This is a genomic window from Flavobacterium sp. PLA-DH12, from assembly GCF_059511845.1.
The window spans coordinates 231130-251313 of the sequence record NZ_JCAMPD010000002.1; the positions used below are offsets into that span (position 1 = coordinate 231130).

Sequence of the window (20184 nt, forward strand, 5' to 3'; positions counted from 1 at the left end):
AAGTTTATTTAGAATATTTAAAAATAACTTTTTTGGTTTATATTTGTCTCTGTTTTTAAAATTCAGAGGAAAAAGTGAGCAAGAAAGAAAAAGACAAGGATAAAAAAAAGGATAAAAAGAAAAAGAAAAACGCTGCTATCCTTGATAAAATTAAGAAGATTGAAAACTGTAAATCTTCTTGCTGTGAGAAATATAAAAAGAGCGAAAAGAAACGCTGCTCACGCTGTCCTATGTTTGATTTATTCAAAAAAACTGCTTAACGCGATATAGAAAAACCCATCAGATTTCTCTGGTGGGTTTTTTAGTTTTAAATTGCAGTCACTTTCGACTTTTAAATTCTATTATGGAAAACGCTATTACAATTCCCAAATCTAGTCTCGATTTTTTGGTTGAGCTAAAACAAAACAACAACAAACCCTGGTTTGAAGAACATAAACCGCAATATTTAATAGAACTTAATCATATTGAAAATTTTGCAGGCGCACTGCTTAAGGAACTTTCTAAAACCGATGTTTTAGAAAACGCTTCGGGTAAAAAAAGTGTGTATAGAATCTATCGTGATATTCGTTTTTCTAAAGATAAAACACCTTTTAAACATTATTGGGGCGGAAGTTATACTCGAGCAACCGCAGCACGACGCGGCGGTTATTACTTTCATCTGGAAAAAGGAAATAGCTTTTTTGCAGGCGGTTTCTGGGGACCAAATGCCTCAGATTTAAAACGAATAAGAACCGAATTTGCTCAAGATCCTGAAACCTTTCAGAAAATATTGAATTCAGAATCTTTTAAAAGCAATTTTGGCACTTTGCAAGGCGAACAGCTTAAAACAAAACCAAAAGGTTTTGATGTTGATCATCCAGCTATTGATTTGCTTCGTTTCAAACAATTTTTGGTCATAAAACGTTTTACTGATGAGGAAGTATTAAGTCCGCAATTTTTAGAACTGGCTTTGGACGCTTTCAAAAACATGAGACCTTTTTTTGATTATATGAGCGAAGTTCTTACTACTGATGCTAATGGTGTATCAATTTTATAAAAACAATTTTCCGTAAAGTATAAAACCCGACAGGTTTTAAAAACCTGTCGGGTTTAACCAACGATATTCGTTAAAACGTTATTTACTCAATAGTAAAATTTCATTTACGACCACTTCCGTTATATAACGTTTCTCTCCATTTTTATCATCGTAGCTTCTGTGCGTTAGTTTCCCTTCAACAGCGATTTCTTTCCCTTTTACAACATACTTTTCGATAATTTCTGCTGTTTTCCCCCAAGCAGTTATGCGATGCCACTCGGTTTGCTCTACTTTTTCGCCTTTATCATTTCTATAAATCTCATTTGTTGCGATTGTAAGATGAGCAAGTTTTCTACCGCTTTCTAATGTTTTAATTTCTGGATCATTACCAACATTCCCGATTAATTGTACTTTGTTTCTAATTGCACTCATGGCGTATACTGTTTTAATGTTATTATTAAATTGAATCGTTTATCGAATTCAACACTGCAAAGATGCCAAACCACAACATTGACAGTCGGTTATTAACTATTTACTATCGACTGTAACTATTTGTAAGCGTTTGTAAATGGAATTTGTTTTTTGTATATTTGAGATAAATCTTACGATATGCAAGCAAAAATTAAAAAAGTAGAGTTAAGAAATCTTGAAATAGAAGACTATAAACAATTAAAGAAATCAATGATCGAATCGTATCCAGAAATGGCAGATTCTTATTGGAGATCTGAGGATATAGAAAGACTTCTTGCAATTTTTCCAGAAGGACAGCTGGTGATTTTGGTTGACGGAAAAGTTGTTGGCTCTGCCCTATCTCTTATCGTTGACGAAAAATTAGTAGAAAAAAGACATAACTATCAGCAGATTAGTGGCGATTATACCTTTTCGACACACAATCCAAATGCTGAAATTTTATACGGAATAGATGTTTTTATTCACCCCAATTATAGAGGCTTGCGTTTAGGGCGCCGTTTGTATGATGCAAGAAAGGAACTTTGCGAACAATTGAACCTCAAGGCGATTGTCTTTGCAGGGAGAATTCCGAACTATAGAGAACATGCCAAAAAGATGTCTCCAAAAACGTATATCGAAAAAGTGCGTACCAAAGAATTGTACGATCCGGTTCTTTCTTTTCAGTTAAGCAATGATTTTCACGTTTTGAGAATCATCAAAAATTATCTGGAAGGTGACGAAGAATCGAAAGAATTTGCGGTTCTATTGGAATGGAATAATATTTACTATGATGATAGTCCGAAACTGATTAATTTAAAGAAAAACATTATTCGTTTAGGATTAATTCAGTGGCAGATGCGTCCGCTGAATAATGTTGAAGCCCTTTTTGAACAAGCAGAATTTTTTATTGATGCCGTTTCGGGTTATGGGTCTGATTTTGCTTTGTTTCCAGAATTGTTTATTGCGCCATTAATGGCCGATTATAATCATCTGTCTGAAGCAGAAGCTATTCGCGAACTTGCTCGTCACTCTGACCCTATTAGAAAAAAATTTCAGGAATTTGCCATTTCATATAACATCAACATTATTACAGGAAGTATGCCTTATTTAGAAGGCGGAAATCTTTACAATGTTGGTTTCTTATGCAAAAGAGACGGAACTTCAGAAATGTATACCAAAATTCATATCACGCCAAACGAAGTTATACATTGGGGAATGAAAGGCGGATCGGAATTTAAAACCTTTGATACCGATTGTGGTAAAATTGGAATTTTAATTTGCTACGATGTCGAATTCCCAGAAATTTCCAGACTTCTGGCTGATGAAGGAATGAACATTTTGTTTGTACCATTTTTAACCGATACGCAAAACGGATATACTCGCGTAAAACATTGTTCGCAAGCTCGCGCCATCGAAAATGAATGTTATGTAGCCATAGCAGGTTGCGTTGGAAATCTTCCAAAAGTGAACAATATGGATATCCAATATGCGCAGTCTTCTGTATTCACGCCATCCGATTTTGCTTTTCCAAGTAACGGAATCAAAGCAGAAGCTACTCCAAACACAGAAATGACGCTTATTGTTGATGTTGATTTAAATTTATTGAAAGAGCTTCACGAACATGGAAGCGTAAAAACATTAAAAGACAGAAGAACAGATCTTTACGAAATTAAAAAATTGAATTCATAAAGACCTTTTTAAATTAACAATCAATGAGTGTCATTCGAAAAAATCCGCTATTTGAAATTTATATTAAAAATGATCACCTCGTAATTAACAATACCGATTTCAGAAAGGATAATGCCATATTTGAAATTGACAGCATTTTAAGCTTAGAATTAATAAGACATTTATCTTTCATTAATAAAATCATTGAAATAACATTTGGACTAAATGTCCCTACAAAATCTTGCGAACTAAGGATCAATTTAGAAAATGATTTTAAGGATATTGTTTTAACCGACTGTGACATTAAAAAAGTGGAGGTTTTAATCTACGAAATTAATCAGGTAATTATTAAAAGTGTAAATGAAAAACCTAGTTTATCAACAAAATAAAAATGTTAAATGAAAACATGCCTCGAATGCTCAGCCAAAATTTTCGGACGAGAAGACAAGAAATTCTGTTCCGATAGCTGTCGAAATGCCTACAATAACAAAATAAATAAAGATAGCACGAATTTCATGCGAAATATAAACAACAAGTTACGCAAAAATTACCGTATTTTGGCAGAGTTAAATGTAGACGGAAAATCCAAAGCTTCTAGAGACAAATTACTCACAAAAGGCTTTGATTTTGAGTTCTTTACAAACATTTTACAAACCAAAACAGGAAACACATATTATTTCTTGTATGATCAAGGATACCGTTCCTTGGACAATGATTATTTTATGCTTGTTAAAAAAGAAATATAGTTAGTATTATTTACCATGAGAAAAAACCAAACCTCAATTCTAGCCATAGTCTGCATTTTAGCGTTACTTGGCATTATATATGCCACGATGATGCCGCAAGGAATCTCTAAGGACGATGAAGCGCTTGCTGAGTTTTCGACCGAAAGAGCTTTTAACCAGGTTGAGATTATAGCGCAGAAACCGCACTATGTCGGATCGACCAATCACGAACTGGTTGCTAATTATCTTAAACTAGAATTAAATAGAATCGGGTTAGAAACGAGTGTTCAGGAAGGTTTTACACTAAATGATAAAGGTCTTTTGGTAAAGTCAAAAAATATTTTGGCTCGCATTAAAGGAACAAACAATACAAAAGCACTTTTACTTCTTTCTCATTATGATAGCGCACCGCATTCTTTCTCAAAAGGAGCAAGCGATGATGCTTCTGGAGTTGCAACAATTTTAGAAGGTGTACGTGCCTTTTTATATTCTAAACATCCTCAAAAAAACGATATTATTATATTATTCTCTGATGCCGAAGAATTAGGATTAAACGGAGCTGCTTTATTTGTAAACCAGCATCCTTGGGCAAAAGATGTTGGTTTGGTTTTAAACTTTGAAGCAAGAGGAACTTCTGGTCCAAGCTATATGTTAATGGAAACCAATAAAGGGAATCAGGCATTGGTTGAAGAATTTACTAAAGCAAAACCTTCTCATCCTGTTTCCAATTCTTTGATGTACAGCATTTACAAAATGCTTCCAAATGATACCGATTTAACTGTTTTTAGAGAACAAGGAAATATTCAAGGATTTAATTTTGCTTTTATCGATGGTCATTTCAACTATCATACGCAGCAGGATGATATTCAACATTTAAACAAAACTACCCTAGCGCATCAAGGCACATATATTATGCCTTTGCTAAAATATTTTACAAACATTGATTTGAATCAAACAGAGTCTACCGAAGACAATGTTTATTTTAGCGCTCCATTTTCATTTATTAGTTATCCGTTTACTTGGGTAATGCCGATGACCATAATTGCTTTCGGATTATTGTTTTTGTTCATTTTTGTTGGAAGAGTAAAAAGAATCATCACTTTCACAGAAATTTTCAAAGGTTTTGTGCCGCTATTAGGATCTCTTATAATTGCAGGATTAGTAACCTTTTTAGGATGGAAACTTATTCTCGAAATTTATCCTCAATACTCTGATCTTCTAAACGGATTTACTTATAATGGACATGCTTATATTGGCGCTTTTGTTACGTTGAGCATCGCAATTTGTTTTGCTTTCTATCATCATTTCTCTGAAGCTAAAACTACCATGAACCATTTTGTAGCTCCTTTATTGGTTTGGATTATCATTAACGCATTTTTAGCCAATAGCCTAACGGGAGCTGGTTTCTTAATAATTCCTGTTTATTTCGGAATATTATTATTCGGAATATTTGTGTTTACACAGCATTACAGTTTAGGAATGAATCTAATATTCTCTATTCCTGCCTTGGCAATTGTTGCGCCTTTTATCATAATGTTTCCAATTGGTCTCGGCCTTAAAATCTTATACGGAAGCGCTATTCTAACCGTTTTATTATTCGGATTATTACTTCCAATTTTCGGTGCATTTGCCAAAAAAGGTGCTTGGATCGTGGTTTTCTTTATTGCTTCTATTTCATTTTTCGTTTACGCAGGATATCATTCAGGTTACGAATATGGCAAAGCCAAATCAAACAGTTTATTATACGTTTACAATGCCGACAACAATTCTGCTGTATGGACCACTTATGACAAAAATTTAGACGAATGGACTAAATCGTATTTAGGCGAGAAAAATCAAAAGGCTGTTGGTTTAAATTCATTGCCTCTTTCAAGCAAATACAACACCTCTTTTACGTACAGCGCTATCGCACCAGTTGTCGATGTTCCGAAACCTACAATTCAATTTTTAAGAGATAGCGTTATAGGAAATAATAGATATTTGAAAATCAGGATTACTCCAAATAGAAAAGTAAACCGTTATGATATTTATGCAAATCCAAAAATGACATTTTATAACTTTAAAGCAAATGGAGTGTCAACTTCTGGCGAAAAAGGAAATCGTCTTGAAAGAGAAGACAGCAAAATTTTATGCTATTATGTAGTAGGCAACGAACCGCTGGAAATGGATTTCTACATAAACAAATCTTCTGTTTTTGATATGGATTTAATTGAAAGTTCATTCGATTTGATGACCAATCCGCTTTTAAAAGTTAAGCCTAGAGATAATTGGATGATGCCAACGCCATTTGTATTGAATGATGCCGTATTGATTCAGCAGAAAATCAAAAGATATACACCGCCAATAAAACCACTTGAACCTGTTATGGTGCCAAGTGATAGTTTGGCTGTTCCAAAAGACAGCTTAAAACCTGCCGTTAGCAAACCAGAATAGTAATAAATTACAATAACCCTTAATCTTTTAAAATGAAGAAAAACTTCTTGTTATTTTTGACTTTTAGCAACTTTTTAGCATTGAATGCACAAACTGTAGAAGAAAAAATCGCTGCAAAAGCATGCGAGTGTTTAGAGAAAAGTTCAAAAATTACAGAAGATGTTTTCAGAGAATGTTTAACAAGCCCAATGGGTGAGTTAATTTTAACAGACAAAGATCCAAAAGTCAGAGAATCTATAAATACCGTTGATGGAATTCAAAATATGGTTCTGAAAGTTCAAGCTGTAATTTCAAAGAAATGTCCAAACTTGATGCCTGAATTAATTGAAAACAAAGACAATGTTTTTTATAGCGAATCAAAAAACAAAAATGCACAGAATTCTTATGTCATCGCAAAAGATTTTATGCGACAGAACAACTACAAAATGGCTATTGAAAGCTTTCAACTTGCTTTAAAAGAAGATCCAAACTTTGTTCTTGCACTTGATGACATAGCAGTTTCTTACAGGCAATTGAACGATTACGATAATGCAATTAAATATTATAAGAAATCGCTTGAAGTTTATCCCGAAGGAAATTTTGCATTAATGAACATTGGTGTTGTGTATACTTTTAAATCTGATTATAAAACGGCCATAAGTTATTATGAAAAACTTATTCAATACCATCCCAACAATGCTGAAGGCTATTTTGGTGCTGGAAAAAACTATTTCATGATGAAAGATGATGAAAAAGCATTAGATAATCTTTTTTTGGCCCATATAATCTACACCAATGAAAATTCAGAATATGCAAAAGATTCTGAACAGCTTATTGGTGCTCTTTACCAGAAAATGAAATCAGAAAATAAGGAAGCTTTATTCAAAAAAATTGCTGAGAAAAACAATATTAAAATAGAATAAATATGGCAACAAATATTTCTAAAATCGTTTTGAATGCACCAGTTGAAAAAGTATGGAACGCACTAACACAGCCAGAATTAGTCAAGCAATGGCAGTATGGAAGTGATTTAATTACAGATTGGAAAATCGGCAATGAAATACGCTTTAGAAATGAATGGGAAGGCCAAGTTTTTGAGCAATGGGGAACTGTTTTAGATGTTCTTCCAAATCAAAAAATAAAATATTCTTTGTTTTTCCCAAGACCTGGATTGGAAGATAAACCCGAGAATTATTTCATAATGAATTATGTTTTATCTGAAGAAAATCAGAAAACAAAACTCGAAATAATTCAGGAAGATAATCGTCCGGGAGCAGTCCAGGAGAAACCGCAAGGAGAAGAAAATCCAATTCTACAGGCATTAAAAGCCATAATAGAATCTTAAATAAAAAGAGCAGATTTGTTAATCTGCTCTTTTTATTTGATTCATAGTCAAAAAAACTTTCTGACTCTGTAACTTTGTTCCTTTGAATCTCAAAAAATGACAAAAATAAGCATACTTGGCTGTGGCTGGCTGGGATTTCCTTTAGCAAAAGCATTACTTAAAAAAGGAATTTCAATAAACGGATCAACAACCTCAGAAAACAAACTTCCATTTTTAAAAGACGCAGGAATAAATCCGTTTTTAGTAAGTGTTGAAAGTGACGGAATTTCCGAAAACATTACTGATTTTTTAGAAGAAAGCGAAATCTTAATTATAGATATTCCGCCAAAACTAAGAGCTGTCGATCCAAGTTCTGAGAAGAAAGCATTTGTAGAAAAAATCAAGAATCTAATTCCTTTTATAGAAAAATCAACGATTAAAAAGGTGCTTTTTGTAAGTTCAACCTCTGTTTATGGTGATGATAATGGTCTTGTAACAGAAGAAACTATTCCGAATCCAGAAACTGAAAGCGGTAAACAATTGCTTTTAGCCGAAAATCTCCTTCTTGAAAATCAAAACTTCGAAACCACAATTTTACGTTTTGGCGGATTAATTGGCGAAGATCGTCATCCTGTTAAGTTTTTAGCTGGAAAAGAAAACATTGAAAATCCAGATGCTCCCGTTAACCTAATTCATCAAACTGATTGTATCGGTATTATTGAAGAAATCATAAACAAATCTAAATGGAATGAGGTTTTTAATGCTGTTGCGCCTTATCATCCAACTAGAGAGGAATATTATACTCAAAAATCAATTGAGATGAATTTATCAGAACCGAAATTCAGTTCTCAGCAATCTAATATCAAAAAAATAATTTCGAGTGAGAAAATAGAATGCACTTTAAACTATAAATTTAACTTAGACGAATATTAAAATTTTCGAACCACAGATTTAAATAAAAAACACTATTTTTCCTTCATAAAAAATAACTGTTTTTCCAAATGAAAAAATTCAGGTTTCTGTTTTCAATCAGTATTTTACTGTTTACTTTTTTCCAAAGTTACTCCCAAAACGATTCTATTCCCGAGAAATCAGAAAAAATAAAACAATTTCACGCTGATATCGTTGTTAAGAAAAATGGGAACCTTATCGTTACAGAAAACATTACTGTTTATGCTGCTGAACTATTCATAAATCACGGAATTTATAGAGAGCTTCCGATGGAAAGCAATTCACCGAAAGTTTCTAAAACCAATTTCTATAAAGTTCTAAGCGTATACAGAGGTAATTCGAAAGAACCATATCACTTAAATATAGACTCCGAAAAATTTGGAATCTACATTGGGGATGAAGAAATATATCTGCCAGAAGGGACTTATACTTATAAATTGACGTATGAAATTGAAGCACAAATACATTCTTATAGCGATTTTGATGAAGTTTACTGGAATATTACAGGAAATTATTGGGAGTTTGATATTGAAAATGTCACTGCAAAAATAACTTTACCGAAATCTGCAAAAGCATTTCAGACCGCTTGCTACACAGGTCTTTTAGGTTCAAAAGCACACGATTGCAATTCAAAAGTTATAGACAATTCGATTTATTTTACTTCTAAAAATCTAAAAAAAGGAGAAGGTTTTACCGTCGCGGCTGGTTTTCCTAAAGGATTTGTTCATCAGCCTTTTTTTCGTCCGCATTATAAAATGGATGAATTTTTATCTCCAAACAAAGTATTACTTGCTCTAGCTTTCGTCGCTTTTTGTTTTGCTTTTTACTATTTTTCTTGGAAAAGTCATGGAGAAGATCCTTTATTGGATAAAACCAAGAAAATAGATTTAAAAAGCCTTTATTCTGCAACAGCTCTACAATACATAAAAGACAAAGGCGTTGATTCGAAAACGCTACTAATCACAATAATCAATCTTTCTATAAAAGGTGCTCTCGAAATTTTTGACAATGGGAAAAAAGTTTGGGCCGATGATTTTAAATATTCACTTAAAAAAGGAAAAGAAACGTTTCATTTATCTCAGGAAGAAACCGCAGTTTTAGAAGCCTTATTTAGAGAAAACGATTCATTTGAGCTTGACAAAGAAACGTATTTGATTTTCGATAAAGCAAAAGAAGCCCTTGAAAAAAAATTAGAAAAGCAATATAACTTAGCCGATTATTTTTTAAGTAACTCCAAACAAATTCTTATAGGTTTTATTATTACAATAACAGCTTTATTAAGCTATTGTTACATTGATAAAGGAACTATATTTTGGGCTGCTATCTTTGGTTTTATCCTTCTAATAATTACGGCATTGCTTTTTAAAGTAATCATTCAATCTTTCACAAAAGATTTCGGAATGGCTTTGCTTTGTATTTTTTTCTCCATTTTTACCGGTGGTTTTTGCTATGGATTATTCGCTGCAGTCAACTTAGACAAAAGCTACTCCGTCTTAAATTTGATTGTACTGTTCTTAATAATTTCAGGATTTAGCTTTTATTTAAGCATAATCGGCAAGTATACTAAATTAGGCGCCGAGATCAAATTTGAAATCGAAAGATGGAAAAAAGAACTGCTTGATTATAAACCAGAAGAAAGCTCTGCAATAAGCGTTTATGAAGAAAACCTGCCTTATGTATTTGCCTTGGGAATTGAAGAAGAGTGGAATTCAAAATTTGCAACTATTTTAGAAAAACTGAATTATAAAAATAATTGGATCAAAACAACTGGCAGCAGCTCTTCACAATTTACTTTAAGATCAGTTACCCATTTTAGCTCTTCTTACGATTCATTTTCTAGCAGTTCCAGCAGCGGAAGTTCTGGTGGCGGAAGCTCTGGCGGAGGTGGCGGTGGCGGAGGCGGCGGTGGCTGGTAAAATCCTCTAAGATTTAACTTATATAATTTATTGATTTAAAAAAACTTTGCGAACTTCGCGATAAACTTTTGCCTTTGCGGTTAAAAATTATGGAAACAGCCTATATCAATTCACCTTTAGGAATCACCAAAATAATTGGAGATGAAAATGGTATTGCCGTAATTTCTGTTTCTGATGTTGGAACCAATGAAGTTTCTAAAGAAATTCCAGAAGTATTACAAGAAGCCGTTTCGCAGTTAAATGAATACTTTGAAGGCAAAAGAACTGATTTTGACCTAAAACTGAATCCGCAAGGAACCGAATTTCAACAGAAAGTCTGGAAATCACTTCTTGAAATTCCATACGGAAAAACGGTAAGCTATATGGATCAGACCAAAAAGCTGGTAGATATAAAAGCAATTCGCGCCGTTGCATCAGCAAATGGTAAAAATCCACTGTGGATTGTGGTTCCTTGTCATCGCGTTATCGGCACAAACGGATCTTTGACCGGATATGCTGGAGGTTTATCCCGTAAAAAATGGCTTTTAGAACATGAATCACCGTCTCTTCAACAAAGTTTATTTTAGCAGAACTCATTAATTTGTTTAAAAATTATGGCAAAAGTAATTCTGGAAAGTTGGAGAGAAGGTACAAAAGGAATTTCGTTTATAAAATTGCAAAATGAAATCTTAGAAATAGGTTTGAAAGAAAGTAAAGCTAATTTTGACAACCTTTTAGATGATATTCAAATAACCCTCGAAGTTGATGATGAAAATTTGGCTAAATGTTTTTTGAAAGAAGCAGACAAACTTGGAATCAATTGTCGATTAATAAAATAAAACTCAAAAACAGTAGGAATTTTACGCATATTTGTAAATATAAATTCAAAAGTCTAATATCTAAGAACTCTAAAATATGATTGAAAAAATAAATCTCAATAACATTTTATTTCTCGATATAGAAACCGTTCCAGAAGAAGAAAACTTCAATTCGCTTGACGCGGAAATGCAGTCACTTTGGGATTTGAAAACGCAATACCAACGAAAAGATGAGTTTTCTCCAGAAGAATTTTATGACCGTGCTGGAATCTGGGCCGAATTCGGAAAGATAATCTGTATTTCTGTTGGGTATTTTACCATCAAAGGAGATGTTCGCAATTTTAGAGTGACTTCATTTTTTGGTGAAGAAAAGAAAATCCTAAAAGACTTTTCGAATCTGATTAACAATCATTTTAATCAGCCTCAGCATTTGCTGTGCGGACATAATTCGAAAGAATTTGATATTCCGTTTATTGCCCGAAGAATGATTATCAACCAAATGCCAATTCCAGATAAACTGAATTTATTTGGTAAAAAGCCTTGGGAAGTTCCGCATTTAGATACTTTAGAATTATGGAAGTTTGGCGATTATAAACATTATACTTCTTTAAAATTATTGACTAAAATCTTAGGAGTTCCTTCTCCTAAAGGAGACATCGACGGAAGTCAGGTTGCTCATGTCTATTATGTCGAAAAAGATATCGACCGAATTATTACCTATTGCGAAAAAGACACCATTGCTGTAGCTCAGATTTTCTTGCGCCTTCGCCGAGAAGATTTGCTAATTGATGATGAAATAATTCATGTATAACTTCTTTAGATGCTAAGATTCTGAGAGCCTGTTGCATGAACTTATATAACTTATATGGTTTAAAATGATTCATTCCGAAATTTCACATCATCGTATGGCTTCTCAGAAGCTTTATCACGAAAATCAATGTTTTCCTCAAGAAATTGTGCAGCATTTTGGCGCTATGCAGGCTCAGGATTATGCTATGGCAAAATGGGCAATTGGTTCACGTTGCAATTCCTCAGAAAAGGAAATTGAAGAAGCCGTTAATTCAGCAAAAATAATCAGAACTCATATTCTGCGTCCAACTTGGCATTTCGTTTCTGCTGATGATATCTATTGGATGCTTGATCTTTCTGCTCCACAGGTACAAAGATTTACTATTTCTGCCGCTAAAAAATTTGATTATGATTTGAAAAAATTGGATCAGATCAATAATAAAATCCAAAAGCTGTTATCGGGCAATAACCATTTGACTCGGGATGAAATCATGCTGGAACTTGATATTAAAAGAACTTCCAAAGAAGATTTTTTAAGCGCTGCCATTATGATGCATGCCGAACTTGATGGTTTGGTATGCAACGGAAGAATGAAAGGCAAACAAATTACGTATGCTTTACTTGAAGAGCGCGTAGAAAAGCCTAAAACCAAATTGAGCAAAGAAGAAGGTTTGGCCAAACTCGCTCTCCGTTATTTTGAAAGTCATGGTCCGGCAACATTACTCGATTTTTCGTGGTGGTCAGGTTTCGCGCCGACTTTTTGCAAAAACGCAATTAACGCAATAGAGTTGCAATTAAGCTCTATCACTATTGATAATCAGACTTTTTGGTTTAAAAAAGATGATGCATTAGAAAATAACTTTCGCGAAAGCGTACATTTTTTGCCCGCATTTGATGAGATTTTAATTTCATATAAAACGCGCGAAGCTTCATTTACTGGAGATCATCAATCTAAAACTTTCACCAATAATGGCATTTTTAAACCTATCATTTTAGAAAATGGAAAAGTAATTGGAATCTGGAAACGAACCATTAAAAAAGATCACGTAAAAATTGAAACGGAATTCTTTAATGAAACTGAAAGTTCGAAAAAAGAGATTTTGTTTGAAGGAATTAAAGCTTTTGAAACTTATTTGGAAACCAAAGTTGTGATTGAATAATCAATTTTAAAAATAAATAAATTAGATTTCTCACCGCTGGGACTTTTTCAATTATAACCTGTTTGATTTCTCTAGATATTTCGCTGTTCTCGAGCTTTTTCATTTGCATATAATTTTATTTAATAAAGTTTAATAGCTCTGGAAGAGCGAAATATCTATAGTAAATGAAATTTCCCTATTTAAAAAAGCCCCAGCGGGGCGGTATATCAACTCAAATTCCAACCTCAATACATAAAATATTTATGCATTTTATTGCTAAATAATTACATTTACAAAAAAATGTAATTATGGTATTGAGCAGATTTTGGTTAGTTATTTTTATTTCTTCGATTCTTTTTATTGTAGTCAGTTTATTTACTGCCAATACTTATACCATTGACTCTGTTTTAAATGGAAAAAAAGACGATCCTGTTTTAGTTTCTGAAAAATACATCGAAGAGCTTCCTGCTTTCTTAAAAGACAGCATAAAAAAAGCGCCAGATCAGACGATGATTATCAATCGTGATACGCTAAATGCTGACACGACTTATGTTTACAAAAACAAAACCGTAAAAATTTATAGCGGTCTTCAAAAATCTGATGGTTTATTGCCAACTTGTAAAAGCACTTTAGTCGATTTAATTTTGCCGCTTATTGCCTATCTAGCTTTTTTCTGCGGATTAATGGAACTTCTAATCGTTTCTGGAGCTTCTGGAAACCTGGCAAAAGCTTTAAGTCCGGTGTTTGTAAAGGTATTTCCAAGTATTCCTAAAAACCATCCTTCGATATCGTACATGACTTTAAACTTCGCTGCCAATTTCTTGGGATTAGATTCTGCTGCGACACCATTCGGATTGAAAGCCATGGAAAGTTTACAGGAAATAAACCCTGAAAAAGATAAAGCCAGCGATGCACAAATCATGTTTATGTGTCTTCATGCTTCTGGTTTAACATTAATTGCAACTTCAATTATCGGGTATCGCGCTGCAGCAAATGCAAGTAATCCTGCCGATGTGATGCTGCCATGTATCATCACTTCATTTATCGGAACCATTGCGGCTTTTTTAATTGTCGGAGTCAAACAGAAAATTAATTTCAAAAGTGCTTCTCTTTTAATTGGTTTAATGGGATTAATTGCAGCAATTGTTGGATTGCTGATGTATGTAAATCATTTAGATTTAATTGGAAAAAACTACTTCACTTCTAACCTTTCTGGATTAATCTTACTTGCAATTATAGTATTTACACTGATTTTTTCTTTCAGACATGAGAAAAAATTCAGAGAAGCAGATACTACAGTTTTTGACACTTTTGTCGTAGGCGCCAATAACGGAGTGAAAACGGGAGTAACTATTTTCCCTTACGTTTTAGGAATGTTAGTTGCAATCTCATTATTTAGAAACAGCGGTTTATTTGAAATCATCAGTGATGCAATCGGATTTGTTTTCTCAAATCTAGGCGTAAGTAAAGAAATTACAAATGCACTTCCTGTTGCTATGTTACGCCCATTTAGTTCTGCTGGTTCTAGAGGTTTCTTAATTGATTCTATGAATACATTTGGAGCCGATTCTTTAACCGCTAGATTGAGCAGTATTTTCCAATGCAGTGCCGAAAGCACATTTTATGTTATTGCCGTTTATTTTGGTTCTGTAAACATTAAAAATACTCGTTATGCGCTAGGCACAATGCTTTTGGTCGATTTGGTCTGCGTTATTACAGCTATTTTTGTGGCAACTTGGTTTTTCTAAAAGAAGCTAAAAACAATCAAATTAATAACTTCTTATTTTTTGTAAATCTCTTTAAAACAACAAATAAAGATTGTCGTTTTAAAGTTTTTATATAAGTTACCTCTATGAATTAGGCGCATTATCCTACATTATTTTTTCATTTTTTATAAAAAACCTCTTATAATTTTATACTTTAGCCTTCTAACATAAATAAAACAATTAAATATTCCCCCAAATATGTTTAAATGGTTTTTAAGTAAAAAAAAGGACTCTAAGAGTCCCGAAAAAATCGAATGCGCCAAAGAGCCAAAACCTACAGAAATACCTGTCGCGCAAAATAAATTCGATACGAACAAAATAGACTGGCTCATTAATGACTCGCTTCTTGCCTTTATGCCTCGCGAATTATTTATGCACTATTCTGATTCCACCACAACAAAAGATCCTCAGGATCCTTCTTGGCAAAATCAAGGATTATACTTTTGGAGAGAAAAAGAAGCTTTTGAAAACAAATCTCTTCCAGAGTTTTTTGAAACTATGGAACAGAAATTGTTTATTATCAATGAAGTGCCAGATTATATTTCGCTAGTTTCAGGAAAAGCGATGCCGTGGTTTGGAATGCCTGGAGGTGGCGAAAAATTCTTTTTCAGATATGATGAGACCACTCCTGTCACTTTAGAAGAAGCCTACAAACTTAATATAATAAATTATGTTGAAATAGTGGAATTGAATCACGACAATCTTAGCGTTTTAAATGATCGCGATAATTATTGCTTTTTGATTGATCCATATGAAGTAAAATACGAAGACCAGCTTTTTTATCTTAACGGAGAAAAAATCTCATTAGCAGAACTTTATCAAAAAAAGAAACTTTTAGTTCTATCTGTTGAATAAAATCATATTTGAATTATAATTATGAAAATCCACACTCTTTTTTTCCTGCTTGTTTTAATAGGATGCCAAAAAACAAAACCAACAGATGCCACATCTGTTGCAGAAATCATTGAGCCTCAAGAAACTTTAGAGGTGACAAACGATGAAAAAATCATCAAAACCGACACTGTGTCTATTTACACTAACGGAACAGAATCTTCTACAGATTATGTCTTAGCGCATTTAGTAGATCAGCAGGCAGATAAGGACAGTATTGTTACAGTAAAATATCGATTGGATTTTTATCAGAATAAAAATAAAACTGCATCTTCAAAAATCGCTATCAAAGGTTTTCAGAAAGGATCAGAATGGATGGCTTCGTACGGATTGACATCTGAAAGTTCAAAAAATTCTCCATTTATACAAATCTCACTCGGATATCCTGCATGCGGTTATTCTCATGACCACTATCTGTATTACCTAAAAAACAAGGCATTACAATTAGTGCACCAATGGAGCACAATGACTGATAGCGGCTGGGGAAGTTGGGTAGAAATTGAAAACCCTTCTACCAATTCTGACCCAAAATCTTTTTATTGCAAAACTGTTGCGTTTGTGCCTGCAGACGAAGATGAGAACGTAGACATGGGAATCCTTACACACTCAGACTCAATATCTTTTGAATTAAAAGACAGCAAATGGAAAAAAGTTTTACTTTCTGTTAAAGACAAACCTTACTTTGAAAAAAAGATGACGTTTGATCAATTCAATAGCGTCGAATAAAATCATAAAACTGTCAAATGAGTCCTTATTCAAATTCTTTCTTAGGTAAATAATTTCTAAATTTGTAAAAAAACAAAACTAATGATTGATTTTATATACCAAGATCCTTATCCGATCTTAAAGGACGATACGCAGTACCGCAAAATCACTTCTGATTTTGTGAAAGTTGAAAAATTTGGAGAACGCGAAGTTTTAACCGTTGACCCAAAAGGTTTGGAATTATTGGCTGAAGAAGCTCTGACTGATGTTTCGTTTATGTTGAGAACTTCTCATTTGCAAAAATTGAGAAAAATTCTAGACGATCCAGAAGCAACGGACAATGATCGATTTGTAGCTTACAATTTACTTCAAAACGCATCTGTAGCTGCTGAAGGTCAGTTACCAAGCTGCCAGGATACTGGAACTGCAATTGTAATGGCAAAAAAAGGTGAAAGTATTTTTACTGGTGTTGATGATGCAGAATGGTTAAGCCGCGGTATTTTTAATACTTATCAAAAAAGAAATTTACGTTATTCTCAGATTGTTCCGATTTCGATGTTTGAAGAAAAGAATTCTGGTTCAAATCTTCCAGCACAGATTGATATTTATGCTAAAAAAGGAACTTCTTATGACTTTTTGTTTATGGCAAAAGGCGGAGGATCTGCTAACAAAACTTATTTATACCAACAGACAAAATCTTTATTGAATGAAAAATCGATGGACGAATTCATTCGCACAAAAATCAAAGATTTAGGAACTTCTGCTTGTCCTCCGTACCACTTAGCATTGGTTATTGGTGGAACATCTGCCGAAGCTAACTTAAGTGCTGTTAAAAAAGCTTCTGCTGGATATTACGACAATCTTCCAACTTCAGGAAACATGGCTGGTCAAGCTTTCCGTGATCTTGAATGGGAAGAAAGAGTTCAAAAAATCTGCCAAGAAAGTGCAATCGGTGCTCAATTTGGAGGAAAATATTTCACTCATGACGTACGTGTAATCCGTTTGCCTCGCCACGCGGCTTCTTGCCCAGTTGGATTAGGAGTTTCTTGTTCTGCCGACAGAAACATTAAAGGAAAAATCACTAAAGACGGAATCTTTGTTGAGCAATTAGAAACAAATCCGAAACAGTTTTTACCAGAAACAGCTCCACACTTAGAAGCTCCTGTAGAAATTGATTTAGATCAGCCAATGGCAGATATTTTGGCTAAATTGTCTCAATATCCTGTTAAAACTCGTTTAAAACTAAACGGAACCGTAATTGTTGCTAGAGATATCGCTCACGCAAAAATCAAAGAATTGTTAGACGCTGGAAAACCAATGCCTGACTATTTCAAAAATCACCCAGTGTATTATGCTGGCCCAGCAAAAACTCCAGACGGAATGGCTTCTGGAAGTTTCGGACCAACAACCGCAGGACGTATGGACGTTTATGTGGATGAATTCCAGAAAAATGGCGGAAGTATGATTATGCTTGCAAAAGGAAACCGTACTAAACAAGTTACTGATGCTTGCAACAAATACGGCGGATTCTATTTAGGTTCAATCGGAGGCCCTGCTGCTATTCTAGCTCAAGACAACATCTTAAAAGTTGAAGTTGTTGACTTTGAAGAACTAGGAATGGAAGCCGTTCGTAAAATTACAGTTAAAGATTTCCCTGCATTCATTATTACTGATGATAAAGGAAATGATTTCTTTGCTAATTTATAAAAGTGTTTTGCCACAAAGTCACTAAGACACAAAGTTTTTTATAATAAAAGCCACCTATTGGTGGCTTTCTTTTTCCCTTCTTTTAAAAAAATCTTCGCGTCTTAGTGCCTTTGTGGCAAAATAACTACGCACTTAAATCCTGTTTTTCAAAAGCTATAAAATGCGATATTTCGCCTTTCAAGTTATAAACTGGCGAAGCATCTATTTTACATTTATAAGTCTGTCCGTTTTTTCTATAATTTTCGAGTGTTTTTGCAAACGGAATCTGCTTTTTTACTGCTTCTCTAATATCTTTTAAGTCTTTTTGCGAGGTTGCTGGTCCTTGAAACATTTTTGGAGTTTTCCCTAAGACTTCTTCTTCTTTGTAACCTGTCATTCTTTTTATTCCGCTTGACGCGAAAACTATTCTTAGATCCAAATCTGTTACTAGAACTACTTCATTTTTGATTCTTTCCTGAATATTCAGCTTTTTTTCATCCCAGATAAATTCATCTGAAATTTTGCTCATTCTTTTCAAATCAGCGCTTAGTCCTTTTAACTCATTTAGATACTCGTAATGAAAATCCCAAGATAGGATTGGGACTGAATTTCGCTGCAGTGAATCATCAGAATTTTTATTTTTCATATCAAAATTAATTCAGGATGTTGATGGATCTTTTTTCTCAAAGATACAAGAAAAATCTTGTTATTAAAAGACCTAAATCTTAATATAGCATTGAAAAGCATTATCAAAATGTAAATTTTAATTGGACTACAACTGCTTTCTTCACTTCTGTATTCAAGTTACTCAATGAAATTCCAAGCAATCTTACCGAATCTTTCATTTTTTCCTGATACAATAGTTCTTCGACATTTTCCATAATCAAACTTTTATCAGAAATAAAATAAGGCAGGGTTTTACTTCTTGTCTGCTGCGAAAAATCGCTGTATTTAATCTTGAGTGTAATTGTTTTTCCAGAAACATTATGTCTCTTCAAGCGTTTTTCTAACGAACCTGCAATTCGTTCTAATTGTTCCATCATAAAAATTTCGGAAGACAAGTTCACATCAAAAGTATGTTCTGCTGCTACAGATTTAGCAATTCGAGAAGATTTCACTTCACTATTGTGAATACCTCTAACGACATGGTAATAAAATGCTCCTGATTTTCCGAAATGTTTCTCTAAAAACTCTAAAGATTTGCTTTTCAAATCGGTTCCTGTAAAAATTCCAAGCTGATACATTTTTTCTGTAGTAACTTTACCGACTCCATAAAATTTACGAATGGGCAGATCTTCCAAAAAAGCTTCAACTTCGTCAGGGTTAACCGTTTTTTGCCCGTTTGGTTTATTATAATCACTCGCAATTTTGGCAACAAATTTATTGACTGAAATACCTGCAGATGCTGTCAGTCCCACTTCACTAAGAATCCTTGCTCTAATTTCCTGTGCGAGAAGACTTGCACTTGGATTTCCTCTTTTATTTTTAGTGACATCCAAATAAGCTTCGTCAAGTGAAAGAGGCTCAACCAAATCGGTATATTCATGGAAAATTTTGTGGATTTTTGATGAAATCTCTTTGTAGCGATCAAATCTTGGTCTAACAAAGATAATTTCTGGACAGTATTTTTTGGCTAAAGCGCCGCTAAGAGCACTTCTTACACCAAATTTTCTAGCTTCATAACTTGCTGCCGAAACCACACCGCGATTCTCTGAACCGCCAACTGCAACGGGTTTTCCTCTTAATTCTGGATTGTCCATCTGCTCTACCGACGCATAAAATGCATCCATATCAATATGAATTATTTTACGATATGTTGGTGTTTCAGACATGTTACAAATTTAAAAAGGAAAGCAATAAAAAAGCGCTTCAAATAGTTATAAATAATACCAATCTTTAAAGAATATAAATTCGTTGAGTCCAAACCAATTATTCTTTCTATTTTTGTTC

Annotated in this window: 21 protein-coding genes; 18 read left to right on the forward strand and 3 right to left on the reverse strand. The window is 33.7% G+C overall.

All coding sequences use genetic code 11. The annotated features are described in order from the left end of the window. The first annotated feature begins 74 nt into the window (after positions 1 to 74). Positions 75 to 260, forward strand: coding sequence for a hypothetical protein (locus tag AC5ZCW_RS04160; protein WP_177211633.1), 186 nt, complete (start codon positions 75 to 77; stop codon positions 258 to 260). Positions 261 to 343: 83 nt separating this feature from the next. Next, complete coding sequence (locus AC5ZCW_RS04165) at positions 344 to 1036, forward strand: DUF2461 domain-containing protein (RefSeq protein WP_343540882.1); 693 nt, start codon at positions 344 to 346, stop codon at positions 1034 to 1036. 78 nt (positions 1037 to 1114) lie between these two features. On the opposite strand, the gene AC5ZCW_RS04170 is transcribed toward AC5ZCW_RS04165, so the two are convergent. Beyond that, complete coding sequence (locus AC5ZCW_RS04170; protein WP_177211631.1) at positions 1115 to 1447, reverse strand: single-stranded DNA-binding protein; 333 nt, start codon at positions 1445 to 1447, stop codon at positions 1115 to 1117. A 177-nt stretch (positions 1448 to 1624) separates the two neighbouring features. On the opposite strand from AC5ZCW_RS04170, the gene AC5ZCW_RS04175 reads away from it, so the two are divergent. The 16 genes from AC5ZCW_RS04175 to AC5ZCW_RS04250 all read left to right on the forward strand — a co-directional run bounded on the left by AC5ZCW_RS04175 (position 1625) and on the right by AC5ZCW_RS04250 (position 18255). After that, entirely contained in the window at positions 1625 to 3154 is a 1530-nt protein-coding gene (locus AC5ZCW_RS04175) for a GNAT family N-acetyltransferase (RefSeq protein ID WP_343540880.1), read from the forward strand. A 23-nt stretch (positions 3155 to 3177) separates the two neighbouring features. Continuing rightward, positions 3178 to 3522 (forward strand): hypothetical protein, encoded by a 345-nt coding sequence (locus AC5ZCW_RS04180; protein WP_343540879.1) that lies wholly within the window; start codon positions 3178 to 3180, stop codon positions 3520 to 3522. 9 nt (positions 3523 to 3531) lie between these two features. Continuing rightward, entirely contained in the window at positions 3532 to 3879 is a 348-nt protein-coding gene (locus AC5ZCW_RS04185; protein ID WP_008465546.1) for a hypothetical protein, read from the forward strand. A 15-nt stretch (positions 3880 to 3894) separates the two neighbouring features. Then, positions 3895 to 6291: a M28 family peptidase gene (locus tag AC5ZCW_RS04190; RefSeq protein WP_496118144.1), complete on the forward strand. Its 2397-nt coding sequence runs from the start codon at positions 3895 to 3897 to the stop codon at positions 6289 to 6291. A 32-nt stretch (positions 6292 to 6323) separates the two neighbouring features. Continuing rightward, positions 6324 to 7193 carry a tetratricopeptide repeat protein gene (locus tag AC5ZCW_RS04195; RefSeq protein WP_343540877.1) on the forward strand — a complete coding sequence of 290 codons (870 nt, stop codon included), beginning with the start codon at positions 6324 to 6326 and terminating at the stop codon, positions 7191 to 7193. Between the two features lie 2 nt (positions 7194 to 7195). Next, positions 7196 to 7615 carry an SRPBCC family protein gene (locus AC5ZCW_RS04200; RefSeq protein WP_496118146.1) on the forward strand — a complete coding sequence of 140 codons (420 nt, stop codon included), beginning with the start codon at positions 7196 to 7198 and terminating at the stop codon, positions 7613 to 7615. A 96-nt stretch (positions 7616 to 7711) separates the two neighbouring features. Then, a complete protein-coding gene (locus AC5ZCW_RS04205) occupies positions 7712 to 8527 on the forward strand; it encodes an NAD-dependent epimerase/dehydratase family protein (protein ID WP_496118148.1) in 816 nt (271 codons plus the stop codon). A 68-nt stretch (positions 8528 to 8595) separates the two neighbouring features. Further along, positions 8596 to 10461 (forward strand): DUF2207 domain-containing protein, encoded by a 1866-nt coding sequence (locus AC5ZCW_RS04210; RefSeq protein ID WP_496118150.1) that lies wholly within the window; start codon positions 8596 to 8598, stop codon positions 10459 to 10461. Positions 10462 to 10550: 89 nt separating this feature from the next. Next, positions 10551 to 11027 (forward strand): methylated-DNA--[protein]-cysteine S-methyltransferase, encoded by a 477-nt coding sequence (locus tag AC5ZCW_RS04215; RefSeq protein ID WP_496118152.1) that lies wholly within the window; start codon positions 10551 to 10553, stop codon positions 11025 to 11027. A gap of 27 nt (positions 11028 to 11054) precedes the next feature. Continuing rightward, complete coding sequence (locus AC5ZCW_RS04220) at positions 11055 to 11279, forward strand: hypothetical protein (RefSeq protein ID WP_496118154.1); 225 nt, start codon at positions 11055 to 11057, stop codon at positions 11277 to 11279. Between the two features lie 76 nt (positions 11280 to 11355). Further along, positions 11356 to 12069 carry a 3'-5' exonuclease gene (locus AC5ZCW_RS04225; RefSeq protein ID WP_496118156.1) on the forward strand — a complete coding sequence of 238 codons (714 nt, stop codon included), beginning with the start codon at positions 11356 to 11358 and terminating at the stop codon, positions 12067 to 12069. Between the two features lie 64 nt (positions 12070 to 12133). Next, entirely contained in the window at positions 12134 to 13207 is a 1074-nt protein-coding gene (locus AC5ZCW_RS04230) for a winged helix DNA-binding domain-containing protein (protein WP_496118158.1), read from the forward strand. A gap of 287 nt (positions 13208 to 13494) precedes the next feature. Continuing rightward, positions 13495 to 14934, forward strand: a complete 1440-nt coding sequence (locus tag AC5ZCW_RS04235) for a nucleoside recognition domain-containing protein (RefSeq protein WP_281634271.1) — start codon at positions 13495 to 13497, stop codon at positions 14932 to 14934. Positions 14935 to 15150: 216 nt separating this feature from the next. After that, positions 15151 to 15807: a hypothetical protein gene (locus tag AC5ZCW_RS04240; RefSeq protein WP_343540867.1), complete on the forward strand. Its 657-nt coding sequence runs from the start codon at positions 15151 to 15153 to the stop codon at positions 15805 to 15807. Between the two features lie 21 nt (positions 15808 to 15828). Next, positions 15829 to 16569 (forward strand): hypothetical protein, encoded by a 741-nt coding sequence (locus AC5ZCW_RS04245; RefSeq protein ID WP_496118160.1) that lies wholly within the window; start codon positions 15829 to 15831, stop codon positions 16567 to 16569. Between the two features lie 81 nt (positions 16570 to 16650). Next, positions 16651 to 18255 (forward strand): fumarate hydratase, encoded by a 1605-nt coding sequence (locus AC5ZCW_RS04250; RefSeq protein ID WP_177211619.1) that lies wholly within the window; start codon positions 16651 to 16653, stop codon positions 18253 to 18255. A gap of 124 nt (positions 18256 to 18379) precedes the next feature. On the opposite strand, the gene AC5ZCW_RS04255 is transcribed toward AC5ZCW_RS04250, so the two are convergent. Both AC5ZCW_RS04255 and dinB read right to left on the reverse strand, forming a co-directional pair. Further along, entirely contained in the window at positions 18380 to 18880 is a 501-nt protein-coding gene (locus AC5ZCW_RS04255; protein ID WP_343540865.1) for a PAS domain-containing protein, read from the reverse strand. A 103-nt stretch (positions 18881 to 18983) separates the two neighbouring features. Beyond that, complete coding sequence (dinB, locus tag AC5ZCW_RS04260; RefSeq protein WP_343540863.1) at positions 18984 to 20066, reverse strand: DNA polymerase IV; 1083 nt, start codon at positions 20064 to 20066, stop codon at positions 18984 to 18986. Between the last annotated feature and the right edge of the window lie 118 nt (positions 20067 to 20184).

Bases quoted from the DNA above. Each gene is read 5' to 3' on its own strand.
- AC5ZCW_RS04165 (WP_343540882.1), top strand. From the start codon at position 344: ATGGAAAACGCTATTACAATTCCCAAATCTAGTCTCGATTTTTTGGTT.
- AC5ZCW_RS04170 (WP_177211631.1), bottom strand. From the start codon at position 1,447: ATGAGTGCAATTAGAAACAAAGTACAATTAATCGGGAATGTTGGTAAT.
- AC5ZCW_RS04175 (WP_343540880.1), top strand. From the start codon at position 1,625: ATGCAAGCAAAAATTAAAAAAGTAGAGTTAAGAAATCTTGAAATAGAA.
- AC5ZCW_RS04180 (WP_343540879.1), top strand. From the start codon at position 3,178: ATGAGTGTCATTCGAAAAAATCCGCTATTTGAAATTTATATTAAAAAT.
- AC5ZCW_RS04185 (WP_008465546.1), top strand. From the start codon at position 3,532: ATGAAAACATGCCTCGAATGCTCAGCCAAAATTTTCGGACGAGAAGAC.
- AC5ZCW_RS04190 (WP_496118144.1), top strand. From the start codon at position 3,895: ATGAGAAAAAACCAAACCTCAATTCTAGCCATAGTCTGCATTTTAGCG.
- AC5ZCW_RS04195 (WP_343540877.1), top strand. From the start codon at position 6,324: ATGAAGAAAAACTTCTTGTTATTTTTGACTTTTAGCAACTTTTTAGCA.
- AC5ZCW_RS04200 (WP_496118146.1), top strand. From the start codon at position 7,196: ATGGCAACAAATATTTCTAAAATCGTTTTGAATGCACCAGTTGAAAAA.
- AC5ZCW_RS04205 (WP_496118148.1), top strand. From the start codon at position 7,712: ATGACAAAAATAAGCATACTTGGCTGTGGCTGGCTGGGATTTCCTTTA.
- AC5ZCW_RS04210 (WP_496118150.1), top strand. From the start codon at position 8,596: ATGAAAAAATTCAGGTTTCTGTTTTCAATCAGTATTTTACTGTTTACT.
- AC5ZCW_RS04215 (WP_496118152.1), top strand. From the start codon at position 10,551: ATGGAAACAGCCTATATCAATTCACCTTTAGGAATCACCAAAATAATT.
- AC5ZCW_RS04220 (WP_496118154.1), top strand. From the start codon at position 11,055: ATGGCAAAAGTAATTCTGGAAAGTTGGAGAGAAGGTACAAAAGGAATT.
- AC5ZCW_RS04225 (WP_496118156.1), top strand. From the start codon at position 11,356: ATGATTGAAAAAATAAATCTCAATAACATTTTATTTCTCGATATAGAA.
- AC5ZCW_RS04230 (WP_496118158.1), top strand. From the start codon at position 12,134: ATGATTCATTCCGAAATTTCACATCATCGTATGGCTTCTCAGAAGCTT.
- AC5ZCW_RS04235 (WP_281634271.1), top strand. From the start codon at position 13,495: ATGGTATTGAGCAGATTTTGGTTAGTTATTTTTATTTCTTCGATTCTT.
- AC5ZCW_RS04240 (WP_343540867.1), top strand. From the start codon at position 15,151: ATGTTTAAATGGTTTTTAAGTAAAAAAAAGGACTCTAAGAGTCCCGAA.
- AC5ZCW_RS04245 (WP_496118160.1), top strand. From the start codon at position 15,829: ATGAAAATCCACACTCTTTTTTTCCTGCTTGTTTTAATAGGATGCCAA.
- AC5ZCW_RS04250 (WP_177211619.1), top strand. From the start codon at position 16,651: ATGATTGATTTTATATACCAAGATCCTTATCCGATCTTAAAGGACGAT.
- AC5ZCW_RS04255 (WP_343540865.1), bottom strand. From the start codon at position 18,880: ATGAAAAATAAAAATTCTGATGATTCACTGCAGCGAAATTCAGTCCCA.
- dinB (WP_343540863.1), bottom strand. From the start codon at position 20,066: ATGTCTGAAACACCAACATATCGTAAAATAATTCATATTGATATGGAT.